The following is a 15,687-nucleotide window of genomic DNA, read 5'->3' as shown; positions in this document are numbered from 1 at the left end:
CTGGAGACACAGGCACGCTCTGGATCCGTCCGGATCCTCTCGGGCGCTGAGGCTCCAGCCGACGTCGGGGCGCTCGGCGCCTACCTCGGCGCGAGCGCCGCGCGGCCGCGGCGCCCGGTGTAGACTCGCGCCGCGAGATGGCACCTTCGGATCCCTTCGGCTGGGTGGGCGCGACGATCGGCGGCAAGTACCGGCTCGACGCCGTGGTCGGCGAGGGCGGGTTCGGCGTCGTCTACCGCGGCCAGCACCTCGGGTTCGACGAGCCGGTCGCGGTCAAGTGCCTGAAGCTGCTCGGATCGCTGGCCCCGGCGGAGCGCGCGTCCTTCCAGCGGATGCTCCTCGACGAGGGGCGGCTCCTCCACCGCCTCTCCCGGGCGAGCGCCGGCATCGTGCAGGCCCTCGACACCGGCGCCGCGGTCTCGCCGTCGGGCGAGTGGACGCCTTATCTCGTGCTCGAGTGGCTCCATGGCGTGCCGCTCGACCGCGAGATCGCCGAGCGGCGCGCCCGCGGCGAGGCGGCGCGCCCGCTCGCCGAGGCGGTCGCCCTGCTCGCGCCCGCGGCGTACGCGCTCGAGAGCGCGCACGCGCAGGGCGTCGCCCACCGCGACGTCAAGCCGGCCAACCTGTTCCTCGCGGAGATCGGCGGCCGGCGCACGCTGAAGGTCCTCGACTTCGGCATCGCCAAGGTGCTCGGCGAGCTCTCGAGCATGACGCAGGCGATGGCCGAGACAGGGAGCGCGCTCCGGGCCTTCACCGTCCATTACGGCGCGCCGGAGCAGTTTCACCACCGCTTCGGCGCGACCGGGCCGTGGACCGACGTCTTCGCGCTCGCCCTGGTGCTCATCGAGGTCGCCTCGGGCAACCGCGCCCTCCTCGGCAGCGACGTCACGCAGCTGTACATCGCCGCGACCGATCCGGCGTTCCGCCCGAGCCTGGGCGGCGCGGGCGTGAGCGCGCCCGACGCCGTCGAGGCGGTGGTGCGCCGCGCGCTCGCGATCGACCCGCGGGAGCGCTACCGCACGGCAGGCGAGCTCTGGGGAGCGCTCGAGGCCGCGATGGCGGCGGCCGCGCCCGCCGGCGCGGGCGCGCTTGCAGCGGGCAGCCCGCCTGCGGGCGCTGCGGCGCTGGGCGCGGCGGGGGCGGAGCGCGTGGCCGCCAGCTCGCCCGCCGGCGCGCCGCCCACGTCCGCCGGCGCGCCGCCCACGTCCGCCGGCACGCCGCCCACGTCCGCCGGCACGCCGCCCACGTCATCCCTCACGACGATCCGCGGCCTGGCGACGAGCGCGCCGCCGCAGGCTGCCCCGCAACCGGCGCCGCCCCCTCCCGCGCCCCACGCCGCCAGGGCCGCCCCGCGGCGGCGCCTGTTGCCCGCGCTCGTCTCGGCGGCCGCGCTGGCCGCGGCGGGCGCAGGGGCCGTCGCGTTCGCCCGCCGCCGCGCCCCCGACGACGCGCGGCCGGCGCGCGCGTTCGGCGGCCTGACCGCGCCCCGGATGAAGGCGCCGCCCCCGCCCGACATGGTCCGGCTGCCGGCGGGCCGCTTCACGATGGGCAGCGCAAAGGGCGGCAAATCCGAGCGCCCGCCCCACGAGGTGACGCTGACCCGCGCGTTCGACGTCGATCGCACCGAGGTGACGGTCGCCGCCTACCAGCGCTGCGTCGAGGCGGGCCGGTGCACGCCGAGCGGCCTGCACGGCCCCCGCGCGACCGACGCCGACGTCGAGCAGCGCGGCGCGCTCTGCACCGCGGCGGATCCCGCGAAGTCGCAACACCCGATCTCGTGCGTCGACCAGGCGCAGGCGGCCGCGTACTGCGCCTTCGCCGGCAAGCGGCTCCCGACCGAGGCCGAGTGGGAATACGCCGCGCGCGGCGCCGACGGCCGCGAGTATCCGTGGGGCAACGAGCCGCCAGGGTGCGCGCACGCGGTCGTGTCTCGGCCTCCCGGGCAGGGCTGCAGCGGGCGCGGCCGTGGCACCCAGGAGGTCGGCTCGGCCAAGGCCGGAGCGAGCCCGTCGGGCGCGCTCGACATGGCGGGCAATGTCTGGGAGTGGGTGGCCGACGGCTGGGACCCGGGCGTGTATGCCAGAGGCGCCCAGACGGATCCCCAGGTGCCGGCGACCGGCAGCAGGGGCGTGCTCCGGGGGGGATCGTGGGACTTCTCCGCGAGCACGGCAAAAGCGACGTTCCGGCTGGCGTACGATCGTGAGGCAGGCGACGTCTCGACCGGGTTTCGGTGCGCTCGCTCGGTCGATTGAGCATGAGGTCGCCGGAGCGGGCGGCAGGGAAGCGCGGGTCAGCCGGCCAGGCTCATTTCAGCCGCGCCCGGGATAGGCTATCTATCCCATCTTGGTCGAACGTCGGTCCACACGCCGATCGCGAGGTAGGATGTCGGGACAGGTAGATCCGCGCGATCGGGCGCACGAGACCAGGTCACCGCGCGCACGTCCTCCCATGCGGGCCGGCGAGATCGACCTCGCGCAGGAGCCTGGTGACGCCGCTTCCTCACCGGTCAACCCCTGCTGCGCCCACAGGAGCCCATGCAAGAATCCGAGAAGCTGATCTCCATCGAGGAAGGCCGGATGCAACGCGTCATCGATGCGGTCGCGCTCGCGTCCACGGGAGAGGTCGAGCTCGCGCTGAAGCAGCTGGCGGCGGTCGAACACGACGCCTTCGGGGTGATCGAGGAGGCGCTGCGCGTCTTTCTCTCCGAGCTCTCCGCGACCACGCAGCAGAAGAGCCAGGCGCTCGCCGCGCTCGCCGCCTCGAAGCGCGAGCTCGAGCATCAGCTGGACACCATCCAGCGCCAGGAGTGCGCGATCCGGGAGCTCTCGGTGCCGATCATCGACATATGGCACGGCATCCTCACGCTCCCGCTCGTCGGGCTGTTCGACTCGGTGCGCGCCGTCGAGGTGACCGAGCGGCTCCTCGTGCGCGTGGCGGAAGACAGCGACGTCGAGTGGGTGATCCTCGATCTGACCGGCGTCACGCTCATCGACTCCATGACCGCCCAGCACCTCATCAAGCTGGCTCAGGCGGTGCAGCTCCTCGGCGCGCGCTGCGTCCTCACCGGCCTGGGCGGTCATGTCGCGGAGACGCTCGTCACGCTCGGCGTCGCGTTCGACGAGCTGAACCCGATGCGCAGCCTGCGGGAGGGGCTCAGGTTCTGCCTTGCGCAGCGGGGGCGCGCGATCTCACCGCGGTGAGCCGCGGAGCTCCGCTTCGTGCGGCGTCGCCTTTGCGGAGCGCGGCCGGTGTGGCAAGGGATATTCTGGTGCAGCCCATGGAGAACGCGACGATCCCCGCTCGCTTCCAGGACACCGCAGACGCCCGCCGTCGCTTCGGCGACCAGCTCGATCGCCTGGGGCCCTTCCTGCTCCGCGTCGATCCGGTCGCCGACGCCGTCGTGGACGCGTTCGCGTCGATGCCGCCGGGCCAGGGCTTCCGCCTCCTGGAGGCTGCCCTCGCGCGCGGCATGCGCGGCATGGACGACGACCGCGCGGCGAAAGAGGCCCCGGCCGAGCTGCGGGCGCTCTTCGCGTCGGTCGATCGCGTGCCCCTCTGGGTGGACTGGGAGGCGGTGAACCGCGGCGGGGCGGCGTTCCTGCGCACGGGCGTCCTCGGCGGGATCCTGCTCGCGATGCAGTCGCTCATCCTCGGGTACGCGTCGCCCGGCGGGAACAAGCCGCTGGTCTTCTCGGGGAGGCTCCGCGAGCAGGCCGAGCGCCGCCTCGCCGAGACGAGCCGGTTCGTCTACGCCGTGAGCCAGGCGAACGGAATGCGCCGCTCCGGCGAGGGCTTCGCGATCACCGTCAAGGTGCGCGTCATGCACGCGCAGGTGCGGCGCCTCATCCGCGCGAGCGGCCGGTGGCAGGCGGCCCTCTGGGGCGAGCCGATCAACCAGCACGACATGGTGGCGACGGCGCTGCTCTTCTCGGTCGCGGTCATCGACGGCCTCGACAAGCTCGCCTACCGCTTCGCGCCCGCCCAGAGGGAGGATCTCGTCCACCTCTGGCGCTACGTGGCCCACGTCATCGGTGTCGAGCCGGAGCTCATCCCCGGGTCCTACGCCGAGGCGCGACGGCTGGCCGAGATGATCTTCGCGACGCAGGGCGCGCCGGACCACGACTCGCGCATGCTCGTGGACGCGCTGCTCACCCGCAGGGTGCGCAGCGCGCGAACCGACGGCGAGCGCCGGAGCGCCGAGCGGTTCATGGCCATCTCCTGCGGCCTCTCCCGGGCCGTGCTGGGCGATGAGCTCGCCGAGCAGCTCGGCGTGCCCCGGCAGCGCTCGTCCCTCGTCGTGCCGCTGCTCCGCGCGGTCGCCGCCGCGTCGAGCCGCGCGCACGCGCTGCCGCCCCTGCAGGGTCTCGCGCTCGACCTCGGCGACCTCCGCTGGCGGCGCGTCATCTCGATGGGCCTCGGCGGCCGCCCGGCCGACTTCGCGCCCCCGGAGCGCCTCGCCGGCAGCGGCACCTGAGCGGTCGCGCCGCTCGCGGGCCGCGGCGGCCGCGGCGCCGGATGTCCAGGGCGACGGCGTGCGAGCGGGCGCGGCCGTCGGGGTTGAACCGCCCTCCGGTTCTGCGGTACGAGACCTCCCGCATGGAGATCATCCCTTACGGCGGTTGGAAGCGCGCCGCGCGCCTCGTCTGCGGTGACACGGAGCTCGTCGTCACGCTCGACATCGGCCCGCGCATCATCCGGTACGGCGTCATCGGCGGTCCGAACGAGTTCTCCGAGATCCCCGAGGACATGGGCGCGACAGGCGGGACCCAGTACAGGTTCTACGGCGGCCACCGGCTCTGGATCGGCCCCGAGGACGAGCAGCGGACGCTGCAGCCCGACAACGATCCCGTGCAGCACCGGGAGGAGAACGGCGCGCTCGTGCTCCGGACCGCGCCGGACAGGTACGGAATGCAGAAGGAGGTCCGCATCGCGGCGGACGCCGCGGCGGGCAGGTTCGTCATCGATCATGCGATCGAGAACCACAGCGCCTATGCGGTCGAGTTCGCCCCGTGGTCGCTCTCCGTGATGGCGGGCGGCGGCGAGTGCCTGTTCCCGCAGGCGCCGTTCGTCCCGCACCCCGATCGCGTCTTGCCGGCGCGGCCGCTCGTGCTGTGGTCGTACTCCGACATGGCCGAGCCGCGGTGGACCTGGGGCAAGCGCGTGATCCGCCTGCGGCAGGTCGCGGGCAAGGGGCCGCAGAAGGTGGGTGCGCTCGTGACCCAGGGCTACGCGGCGTACGCGAACCACGGGAACGTGTTCCTGAAGCGGTTCCCGTTCATCGAGGGCGCCACGTACCCGGACATGGGGTGCAACTTCGAGACGTTCACGAACGCGGACATGCTCGAGATCGAGTCGCTCGGCCCGCTGCAGCGCGTTGCGACCGGCGCCCGCGCGGAGCACCGGGAGGCGTGGTATCTCCTCAAGGGCGTTCAGCCGCCCGCCGAGGACGGCGCGTGCGCGGACTGGCTCGTGGCGGCGGCGAAGGACAGGCCGCTGTGAACCGCGAAAGGTGAGCCCGCGCGAGGGGGGCTCACCTCAGCTCAACGCCGGGCGGCGATCGTCACGTCGCCGAACATCACGCTCCGGGTCAGCGGCCGCGCCAGGAAATCGTGCGGGAAGCCGAGCTCGACCGCGCTGGCCCGGTCGAGTCGGGAGCGCTGGCCGTCCGTTAGCCGCACGTCGAGGGCGCCGAGGTTGTCCTCGAGCTGCTTCAGGGTCCGCGCGCCCATGATCGGCGCGGTCACGGCCGGGTGGAGCAGCGTCCAGGCGAGGGCGATCTGCGCCGGCGTCTTGCCGATCTCGGCCGCGACCTCCTTCACCAAGCCGGCGATGGCGAGGCCCCGCTCCGTCAGCGATCCATTGGCGGCGGCGACGTTCTTGCGCGTGCCGGCGGCGTCGGCCGCGCCGCCGCCGGCGTCGAGATCGGCCCTCGTGTACTTCCCGGTGAGCACGCCGCTGGCCAGCGGCGACCACGGGATGACCCCGAGGCCCATCTCCTGCGCCATCGGGATGAGCTCCCGCTCGACGGTGCGCTCGATCAGGCTGTACTCGATCTGCAGCGCGACGAGCGGCGCCCACCCGCGCAGATCCGCGATCGCCTGCATGCGGGAGACCTGCCAGGCCGGCGTGTCGGAGATGCCGACATAAAGCACCTTTCCCGCTCGCACGAGATCCTCCATCGCGCGCAGGATCTCCTCCACGGGCGTGGTCCCGTCCCAGGCGTGGAGGTACAGGAGGTCGATGTAATCGGTCTTCAGCCGCCCGAGGCTCGCCTCGACCGAGCGCACCATGTTCTTGCGGTGGTTGCCGCCCGAGTTCGGATCGCCGGGCCGCATGGTGAGCGTGTACTTGGTGGCCAGCACGAGGCGCTCGCGCCGGTCGCCGGCGAGCTCGCCGATCAGCCGCTCCGAGGTGCCGTTCGTGTACTTGTTGGCGGTATCGATGAAGTTCCCGCCGCGGTCGAGGTAGGCATCGAGGATGCGCCTCGCCTCGTCGCGATCGCTGCCCCACCCCCAGTCGGTTCCGAACGTCATGGTGCCGAGCGCCAGCGGGGAGACGCGCAGGCCCGAGCGGCCCAGCAATCGGTAGGTGTCGAGAGAGAGAGCGTTGGTCATGGTTGGCTCCACAAATGCGGCGGGCGCGGCAGGCGCCCGGCCTCGACCCGGACCTTAAGGCCCTGGCGCTCCTCGAAGAATCCGACATGATCGAATCGGCCTGTTTAGCCAGGAGTACATAATGCAGGGGAGGGATTTCGCCGATCTGAAGGCGTTCGCCGCCATCGTGGAGCACGGGAGCTTCGCCCGCGCGGCGGCGCACCTGCGCGTCTCGCCGTCGGCCCTGAGCCAGACCATCCGGGGGCTGGAGGAGCGGCTCGGCGTGCGGCTCCTCAACCGCACCACGCGCAGCGTGGCGCCGAGCGAGGCGGGGGCGCGGCTGCTCTCGCGGCTGGCCCCGGCGCTGACCGAGCTGGAGGCGGCGGTCGCCGACGTGAAGACGCTGGGCGACAGTCCCGCGGGCGTGCTCAGGATCAACTCGGCGCGGATGGCCGCGCTCTGGGCGCTCGCCCCGCTGATGGGCCGGTTCCTCGACGCGCACCCGGGCATCGTGCTGGACGTGGTGGTCGAGGACGCGATCGCCGACATCGTCGCGCGCCGCTTCGACGCCGGCATTCGCCTGGGCGAGCGCCTCGAGAAGGACATGGTGGCCGTGAAGCTGAGCGGCGATCTGGCGCTGATGGCGGTGGCCTCGCCGGGTTACCTGGCGCGCCACGGGGTCCCCGCGACCCCGCGCGATCTGCACCGGCACCGCTGCATCAACACGCGCTGGCCGACGGACGGCAGCCTGTATCGATGGGAGTTCGAGAAGGGGAGGCAGTCCCTGGAGGTCGCCGTCGACGGCCCGCTCATCGTGAACGACCCGGATCTCGCGCTGCGCGCCGCGGTGGATGGCGTGGGCATCGCTTACGTGTTCGACCAGCAAGCGAGGCCGCTGGTCGAGGCCGGGAAGCTGACCCAGGTGCTCTCGCCCTGGTCGCCGTCGTTCCCCGGCTTCTATCTGTACTATCCCAGCCGGCGGCAGGCGCCCCCCGCGCTGCGCGCGTTCGTCGACTTCGTGCGCCGCGCCTAGGCGCCGAAGGCGAAGGCGCGGCGCGGCGCGGCGCGCCCGTCCCGACGTCGAACCGAAGACGTGGAAGGACAACACTGCAAGGTGAAGCGGTCAATGCTCGCGACCGGCCTCTTGCCGGGTAGTGCTCACCGCGGTGACCTCGCGCGCGGGGCAGCGCGTTGAGCGTGGGCAGGTGGGCGCGCGACGCCCAGCCCGAACTCGGGCTGGCCCCGGCGTGCTCACACGAATCCTGTCCGACGACGTCCCCGTCTTGCTCATGGACTCTCCATCCCTTCTTCGACACGCACCCGTGCGCGGAGGCGGAGCGCTTCCGCGGTCCTTCTGGAGCGGATGGCCTGGGGCTTGCCCGCTCCCCGCTCTGCCGGACCGGGTACGATCCGAGTGGGTGGTCCAGGCAGGACGAACGTGGCTCGACGGATCGGTCGAGCTGCTCGCCCGCCCAGGGGCTGAGCGCGATGCAACGGCGGGGCCGCACCTCGCGGCGCTCCTGGCGCCATAACTGGCGGACAGCGCCAAGCGGATGCAGGTCCGGGCAGCGCCTCGAGCGAACAGGACCCGCTCGGGCCCACGGAGTTAGCTGGACTCTCGAATCCCGCGCTGTCGCCTTGACCGATGGAACAAATCATGATGACATTGGTTAAAATCGGACGAGCGGTCATTGACGCCGGAGGGGACGATGAGGATCAGGCGCGCCATTGCTATTCTGATGTTCGCGTTCACGGCATACATCATGGTCGGACAAGCCGATGCCGAGGCGACGTTTGCCGCTGGGGAGCCCCATCGCAGTGCAGCAGAGCCGCTGCATGACTGCGGTCCGTATCGACAGGTGTGCGGTGGTGGTGATAACGCTTGGTGTTGCGACAGAGGCACGCCCGAGCGACCGATTTGTTGCGAGTACTCAAACCGTGGCTGTGGCTACTGCAACGAGGGTGGCAATCGCAAGCCCTTCTAGCATCCCAGAGCGGGTGAGGAATCTAATCTGGCGCGGGCACTGATCGTCCTGTGCCCGCGCCGACCATCGAGGTAACACCTTCAATCATGCCGCATCCCCGAATCGGCCCGTATGTAACCGCGCTGTTCACCGCGATGGCAGCGGGAGCCTGCAAGGGGGCGTCGCCCGAACCGGGAGTGAGCCGGCCGCCAGATGTTGGGACGCCCGGACCGATGGCAGCGACAGGTGCATCGACGATACCTCCCGGACATACCTGTTCCGACGACTCTTTCGAATTGCCCGCTGATTGTGTGTCTCCGGAGGCGCAAGATGGCCGCTGTGTATTGGCGATCCCAGACCTCGGGACTGTCGAAGCAGACGAACGATCGATGTACGTAGCTCAGGCTGCTGCAGTGCTTGCAAGGGCTGGGATTGAGGCGCGCGTCATGTCGACCGCGAATGGATTGCAGGCCAATGTCCGTACGGAGGTAGTTGGGCAGCGGGTGCGACATTGCTTAGAGCCGTTGCTCGCCAATAGGAGCGGTTTGGTGGTCGAGGTTGAGGGGCGCGCTCCGGCCTCGCTGGCCGTTCTTGATGCTACTAGCCTACACGAACGGTTCGTTACAGCCGACGGGCTCCTGAGAATGGATGAACTGTGGAGCACGTTGTTGAACGGGTTCCCAGCCTCCTGCGCGCGGGAGCTCGATGCGGATTCCCTCTCCAGCACGACGAATGGGAAGTCGGTTGCTACTCACGACTTCCCAGTGCCGTCGGCCACTGGTGGGATCGTGATCAAGGCACGGTTCGGTCTGACGCTGAAAAGCGAGAGCAATGAAAGATTATTGGATGCGACTGCTGCCGTGTTGTCTCTCGAAGGTCGCTATTCGTGGCGTCGTGCGAGTGATAACCGATGGCGCACGATCAGCAGCGCCACTGTGGTCGATCCTAGGACAGGTACGACCGGGGATGATTCTGTTGGCCTTTGCTCGCGGCGTCTAGCTGCGCTTGTGCGGAAGCAATGAGACAGTCGACATTGCGGATTGTTCTGTACACATCTTGGGTCGTGTCCTTGGCGCTCGCTGTGGTCTTGCTGCTGCTCGGACCTGCGGTCAGGCAGGATCAGTCATTGGGCTACGAGCAGGTATATGCCGTGATCCCGTCGGTTATTGGGCTTCATATGCCGGCGCTCAGTGCGTTTGCGGCGTTCTGGTTTCCGCAGGAGGAGCGTGTTCGGGCGAAGATTGCTGCTATTGACTCTGAGCAGGCTTTTGGCGCGATCAGCTTGACTGCGCTGTACTTGCTCGTTGCGCTCGGGCTCCTTGTCTGGCCGACATTTGTGATTGATTTTAGTAGTCCTGGTGTTGAGCTGCCAGAGATGGAGAGTTTTGCGGCAAGGATCAATGATGCGGTGAAGACTTCCTTGATGCTCAGCCCTCTTGCCATGGCGCCGGCAGCGTTTGTGACGCGGCTGAAGCCTGCGGCCGGGGTAGCGCCGAGGTCTGCTGACCCGTGATCCGGTCGCCGGCGCTGTGTACTTCTCGGTAGAGGAGCTCCGAATGTCTCGTCTGCGCAGCTGCCGAACGGGCTAGATGATGGTCGACTGCGGGAAGTCGGAGGGGGAAGCGAACCGCCATGACGCCAAGGGCGCCAAGAAACCAGGGAAATGGGAGGAAAAATGCCGGGACGGCGCTTCCTCTTCTCCCTTGGCGACCTTGGCGCCATGGCGGTTTTTCTGCCGATTCGGGGCAACTTCCCGCAGTGGTGCTAACTTGGCCCAGATTTTCCCGACCCGAGCGTCGAGCAGGACCTGTTGCCCGGAACGATAGCGGTCCGACCCAGTGTCGGCGATGGCCGGGCGTGCGCTCGTACCGGGCACGGCCCCTGGCTACATCGAGCGTCGATCCATGGCGAAGCGTGTAGACCGGGGTTTCCTCGACATGTGAGCGCCGTGTATGAGCGATAAGCTATGCAAAGTGTTGCGTAATGGCTGAACGTCTGGCGCGGCGGTCCTCCTCCGGGCGCGTTCGCAAATCGATCTCACGGCGGCGTCGGATTCGTGCCTGTCGAGGCGCCGTGACGCGCTATGGAGCGCCCGGACAGCCAGTCGCAGCGTTCCCGGGTCGAGCTGCCGCGCGCCTCAGGAACTCCTCGATCGCCCGCGCCGACGCCTCGGGAGCGAGCTGCAGCACCAGGTGCGGCGCGTCCACGGTGACGCACTCCAGGTCGGGCCGCATGCGGCGGAGCTCGCGCAGCACGCGCGGCGGCACCAGCGCGTCGCCCGCGGCGCCCAGGTAGAGCAGCGGCGCGGCGCAGCCCTGGAGCGCCGCGCGCGCGTCCACCGAGAGCACCTCGCGCACGCGCGCCGCCATCACCGCGGGATCGACGGTCTCGACGTTCGCGGCCACGCGCTCCAGCCACGCGGCGGAGGCGCGCGCGCCGACGAGGTAGCGGCGCGAGACGAGCTCCGGCGCGCGGCGGCGGAAGAGCCACGGGCCGACGAGGTGCCGCGCCAGCGACGGCACGAGCCACACCGGGTTCGTGACGAAGGTGGCCACGAGCACCACGCCGACGAGCTGCCCGGCGCTCCGGCAGGCCAGGCGGAGCGCGAGCGGCCCCGAGAACGACTCGCCGAGCAGCGCATACGGCCCGCCCGCGGGCAGGCGCGCCGCGATCAGCTCCTCGAGCGCGCCGTAATCGAGCGCCGTGTCCGCCGGGTAGGAGACGACCTCCGGCGCGATGTCGGCGGACAGCGTCGAGAGGAACGGCTCGAAGAGCGCGCCGGTGCCGTCGAGGCCGGGGAGGAGCAGCAGCCGGAGCGGCGCGGTCACGGGCGAGAGATCGCCGAGCATCGAACGCGCGTCAATCCAGCCGCGCCTCTGCGCGGCGCCCGGGGCGCCCCGTGGAAGGGTTGGCTCGCCCCGCGCGCTCGACTATGCGGAGGCTCATGCCGCTCCACCCCCTCGCGGGCCGCAAGGCCCCTCCTGACGTGCTGATCGATCCCGACACGCTGCGCGCGCAGTACTACAGCGAGCGCCCCGACATGGGCGATCCGCAGCAGCGCGTCGCCTTCGGCACCTCCGGCCACCGCGGCTCGGCCGCGCGGCGCAGCTTCAACGAGGCGCACGTCCTCGCGGTCGCGCAGGCCATCTGCGACTACCGCGCGAAGGAGGGCACGACGGGCTCGCTCTACCTCGGCATGGACACGCACGCGCTCTCGGAGCCGGCGCAGCGCAGCGTCATCGAGGTCTTCGCGGCCAACGGCGTCGACGTCCTCATCGCCGAGCGGAACGGCGTCACGCCGACGCCGGCCATCTCGCACGCGATCCTCACCGCCAACCGCGGGCGCACCTCGGGGCTCGCGGACGGCGTGGTGATCACGCCGTCGCACAACCCGCCCGACGACGGCGGCATCAAGTACAACCCGCCGAACGGCGGGCCGGCCGACACCGCCGTCACCGGCTGGATCGAGGAGCGCGCCAACGAGCTGCTCCGCGCCGACAACGCGGGCGTGAAGCGCACGCCCTACGAGGCCGCGCTGCGCGCGCCGACGACCCACCCGTACGATTTCATCGGCCCCTACGTCGCCGATCTCGGCAACGTCGTCGATCTCGAGGCCGTCCGCGGCGCGAAGCTGCGCATCGGCGTCGACCCGCTCGGCGGCTCGAACATCGCGTACTGGGCGCCGATCGCCGAGAAATTCGGGCTGGACATCACGGTGGTGAACCAGGCCGTCGACCCCACCTTCAGCTTCATGCCCCTCGATCACGACGGCAAGATCCGCATGGACTGCTCGTCGCCGCACGCGATGGCGAACCTCATCGCGCTCAAGGACGACTACGATCTCGCGTTCGGCAACGACGCCGACTCGGATCGCCACGGCATCGTCACCCGCAGCGCCGGGCTGATGAACCCGAACCATTACCTCGCCGTGGCGGTGTCCTACCTCTTCCGGAACCGCCCGCTCTGGCGGTCCGACGCGGCCGTGGGCAAGACGCTCGTCTCGAGCAACATGATCGATCGGGTGGCGAAGGACCTCGGCCGCCCGCTCCGCGAGGTGCCGGTCGGCTTCAAGTGGTTCGTCGACGGGCTGCTCGACGGCTCGCTCGGCTTCGGCGGCGAGGAGAGCGCGGGCGCCTCGTTCCTGCGGAAGAACGGGCAGGTGTGGTCGACGGACAAGGACGGTATCCTCCTCGACCTGCTCGCCGCCGAGATCCTCGCCCGCACCGGGCGCGACCCGGCCGAGCACTACCGCGACCTCACCGCGCGGTTCGGCGCGCCGATCTACACGCGCATCGACGCGCCGGCCACGCCGAGCCAGAAGAGCGTGCTCAAGAAGCTCTCCCCCGACGCGGTGCGCGCCGAGACCCTCGCGGGCGAGCCGATCACCGCGAAGCTCACCCGCGCGCCCGGCAACGGCGGCGAGATCGGCGGGCTCAAGGTCGTCGCGGAGAACGGCTGGTTCGCCGCGCGGCCCTCGGGCACCGAGGACGTCTACAAGATCTACGCGGAGAGCTTCAAGGACCAGGCGCACCTCGATCGCGTGCTCGACGAGGCGCGCGCGATGGTCACCGACGCGCTGTCGGCCAGGTGAGCTCCCCGGGCGCGCCCGAGATCTCTTGATCTCCCGGCGCTCCTCCGGGGACTCCGCCACGCGCCCGCCCGCCCCCGGGTTCGCCTCGCGCGACGAGCGCCGGGTCAGAACAGCGAGAGCTGCCGCCGCGCGCCCGTCATTTCATCGAAATCGGCCCCGCCCAGCCACCGAAGCACCGAGTCCGCGATCGGCTTGAGCTGCTGCGACACGTAATGATCGTAGTTCGGCGGCGCCGTCGTCTGGCCCGCCGGCTCCGGGCCAGCGCGCGTGATCACATAGGCCACGATCCGCCCCGCGTCCCCGCCCAGCTTGCGGGCCGCCTTCACGTGCGGCGGCGTCGTCTTCGTGTAAGCCCCGAGCGGCTTCCTCAGCGCCTTCTTGTACACGAGCTCCGCGTCGAACCGCCCCGCGCGGAGCTCCGTCACGAAGCTCCGCACGAAGCCCTCCACCGGGCGATCGTGGAAGACCAGGTCGAGCAGCTCCCGCTGGAAGCGCCGCGCGACCGCGCTCGCGTCCCGCCGGACGGCCTCGAGCCCGACGATCTCGAGCTTGTCGCCGCCCTCCCCGGCGACCAGGCCGGCATAGCGCTTCTTGCTGCCCTGCGCGGCGCCGCGCAGCTCGGGCAGGAGGAAGCGCGCATAGACCTTCTCGAACTCGAGCTCCAGCCGGCTCTCGCAGCCGAACGTCCTCGCGATCTCGGCGGCGACCGACCCGGAGATGGCGTCGCGGAGCTCCTCGGCCCGGGCGACGGCGCGCGCCGCGTCCGGCTCGCCTATATCGACGAAGAGAGAGTCGGTGTCTCCGTAAAGCACCCGGTGCCCGGCCCTCCGCACCGCCTCGGCCGTGAGCCTGATGACGTGCTGCCCGGCGCGCGTGATGGCGTTCGCGACCTCCGGGGAGAACAGGCGCGACGCGGGAGAGCCGAGCACGCCGAAGAGCGAGTTCATGAGGATCTTGATGGCCATCGCGCCCCGCTCGTCGCCCGCCCGCCGCGCCTCGGCCCGCTCGTCCCAGAGGCGCGCGACGAGCTCCGGCAAGATGCCCGGCTCGCCGCGCCGGAAGGCCGCGCCGCCCGGCGTCACGATGAGCGCCTCGGGCGGCCCGGCGCCCCCGGCGACGAACGTCAGCGGGTCGATGTTGAAGGTGCGAATGAGGCTCGGATAGAGGCTCTTGTAATCGTACACCACGATGTTGCGGTAGAGCCCCGGCAGCGAGTCGAGCACCAGGCCGCCGGCGATCTCCGCCCCTGCCTCCGGCCCGTCCCTCGACACCGAGGGCGCGACCTTGCCGCGGGCGCGGAGCGCGGGCAGGTAGAGCGAGTCGATCGCGGCGATCTGCGCCCCCACGCGGTCGAGCTGCATGCCGGTGAGCAGGCTCCTCCGCGCCGAGAGCTCGATGAGCCCCGTCTTCTCCAGCAGATCCCGGACGAGGCGCGCGTCCTCGAGGTTGTACTCCGCGAGCCGCGCCGGGTCGTCGCGGTACGACGCCTCGATCTGCTCGCCCCGGTCGTCTGGCCCGAACAGCTTGCCGCGCCCGAGGATCGTCCGGGCGGCGGTCTCCAGGCGGTAGTCGTCGAGCCGCAGGAAGGCGCCGCGGAGGAGCGCGAGGCCGTCGAGCACCACCCGCCCCGGCAGGACGGCGCGCGCCTCGCGCGAGAAGCCCGGATCGCGCAGGATCGCGATCTCGTCATCGCCCCTCCCGAGCGCGCACAGGAGCCCGGCGCGCCGGCAATAACGCTGGAGCGCGGGCAGATCGAAATCCGGGATGTTCCAGCCGGTGAGGACATCGGGGTCCGCCTGCGCGACGAGCTCGAGGAAGCGCTCGAGGAGCGTCCGCTCGTCAGGGAAGCGCTCGACGAAGGCGGGGAGCCCGCCGGGCGCCGGCTCGTCGCGGACGAGGAGGCAGCGCTCGCCGCCCGCGCCCGCCCCCGCGAGGCTGATCGCATAGAGGTGCTCGCCGTCGAGGCTCGTCTCGATATCGAGCGAGAGCACGCGGAGGCGGGGGACGAAGCTCGCGGGGGCGAGCGTGGGATTGCGGTACACGCGCCCGACGCCCGGGTGGACCTCGAAAGGCCCGGAGACCGCGAACGCCCCGCGGATGCCGCGATCGATGAGAAAACGGTAGGGAAAGCGCACGTCCGCCTCGAGGGCGTCGGCGCCGGCCTCGGCCAGCCTGTCGCGCAGCGCCGCGACGTCCCGCGGGAGCGCGGCCTCGACGCGCAGGACCGGCTCTCCGTCGAGCGTCTCGAGCGCCTCCGGGGAGACGCGGCGGTCCGCGAGCCGCCGCGCGACGTCCTCGTCGCGGGCGCGCACGAAGAAGTAGGGCCTGAACCTGTCCTCGACGATGAGCGCCGGCGCGCCGTCCTCCATCACCGCGTGGAGATGGATCTCCGGGCGCCCGGCGACGACCCGGGTCGTGGGCGTGAGGATGAAGCCGCGGTCAGGCATGGGCGAGTTCGCGGAGGCCCCCGGGCGAGCTCTTCGCCAGCGCGCGAGGCGGCCCGGGGGCCGCGCCACGCTGCACTTGACCACCGGGACCG

General features: G+C 71.1%; 10 protein-coding genes. 7 read left to right on the top strand and 3 right to left on the bottom strand.

What is annotated here, in order from left to right; translation table 11 throughout:
* Nucleotides 1–137 precede the first annotated feature (137 nt).
* The 4 genes from WMF27_RS27410 to WMF27_RS27395 all read left to right on the top strand — a co-directional run bounded on the left by WMF27_RS27410 (nucleotide 138) and on the right by WMF27_RS27395 (nucleotide 5,499).
* Entirely contained in the window at nucleotides 138–2,252 is a 2,115-nt protein-coding gene (locus tag WMF27_RS27410) for an SUMF1/EgtB/PvdO family nonheme iron enzyme (protein WP_437943102.1), read from the top strand.
* A gap of 282 nt (nucleotides 2,253–2,534) precedes the next feature.
* Nucleotides 2,535–3,200: an STAS domain-containing protein gene (locus tag WMF27_RS27405; protein WP_437943100.1), complete on the top strand. Its 666-nt coding sequence runs from the start codon at nucleotides 2,535–2,537 to the stop codon at nucleotides 3,198–3,200.
* A 77-nt stretch (nucleotides 3,201–3,277) separates the two neighbouring features.
* Nucleotides 3,278–4,474: an oxygenase MpaB family protein gene (locus tag WMF27_RS27400; RefSeq protein ID WP_437765917.1), complete on the top strand. Its 1,197-nt coding sequence runs from the start codon at nucleotides 3,278–3,280 to the stop codon at nucleotides 4,472–4,474.
* 122 nt (nucleotides 4,475–4,596) lie between these two features.
* Nucleotides 4,597–5,499: a hypothetical protein gene (locus WMF27_RS27395; protein ID WP_437765918.1), complete on the top strand. Its 903-nt coding sequence runs from the start codon at nucleotides 4,597–4,599 to the stop codon at nucleotides 5,497–5,499.
* 41 nt (nucleotides 5,500–5,540) lie between these two features.
* Here WMF27_RS27395 and WMF27_RS27390 read toward each other — a convergent pair whose 3' ends face one another.
* Complete coding sequence (locus WMF27_RS27390; RefSeq protein ID WP_437765919.1) at nucleotides 5,541–6,614, bottom strand: aldo/keto reductase; 1,074 nt, start codon at nucleotides 6,612–6,614, stop codon at nucleotides 5,541–5,543.
* A gap of 121 nt (nucleotides 6,615–6,735) precedes the next feature.
* On the opposite strand from WMF27_RS27390, the gene WMF27_RS27385 reads away from it, so the two are divergent.
* Both WMF27_RS27385 and WMF27_RS27380 read left to right on the top strand, forming a co-directional pair.
* Entirely contained in the window at nucleotides 6,736–7,626 is an 891-nt protein-coding gene (locus WMF27_RS27385; protein WP_437765920.1) for a LysR family transcriptional regulator, read from the top strand.
* A gap of 1,994 nt (nucleotides 7,627–9,620) precedes the next feature.
* Nucleotides 9,621–10,070, top strand: a complete 450-nt coding sequence (locus tag WMF27_RS27380; RefSeq protein WP_437765921.1) for a hypothetical protein — start codon at nucleotides 9,621–9,623, stop codon at nucleotides 10,068–10,070.
* A gap of 568 nt (nucleotides 10,071–10,638) precedes the next feature.
* Here WMF27_RS27380 and WMF27_RS27375 read toward each other — a convergent pair.
* A complete protein-coding gene (locus WMF27_RS27375; protein WP_437765922.1) occupies nucleotides 10,639–11,406 on the bottom strand; it encodes an alpha/beta fold hydrolase in 768 nt (255 codons plus the stop codon).
* Nucleotides 11,407–11,501: 95 nt separating this feature from the next.
* Between WMF27_RS27375 and pgm the strand changes: the two genes are divergently transcribed.
* A complete protein-coding gene (pgm, locus tag WMF27_RS27370) occupies nucleotides 11,502–13,148 on the top strand; it encodes a phosphoglucomutase (alpha-D-glucose-1,6-bisphosphate-dependent) (RefSeq protein ID WP_437765923.1) in 1,647 nt (548 codons plus the stop codon).
* A gap of 104 nt (nucleotides 13,149–13,252) precedes the next feature.
* Here pgm and WMF27_RS27365 read toward each other — a convergent pair whose 3' ends face one another.
* Nucleotides 13,253–15,595, bottom strand: a complete 2,343-nt coding sequence (locus WMF27_RS27365) for a DNA polymerase II (RefSeq protein ID WP_437765924.1) — start codon at nucleotides 15,593–15,595, stop codon at nucleotides 13,253–13,255.
* Nucleotides 15,596–15,687 lie beyond the last annotated feature (92 nt).

The sequence above is a fragment of the Sorangium sp. So ce281 genome, assembly GCF_051527395.1.
Lineage (GTDB): Bacteria > Myxococcota_A > Polyangia > Polyangiales > Polyangiaceae > Sorangium > Sorangium cellulosum_B.
This window is presented reverse-complemented; position numbering and strand designations above follow the sequence as displayed.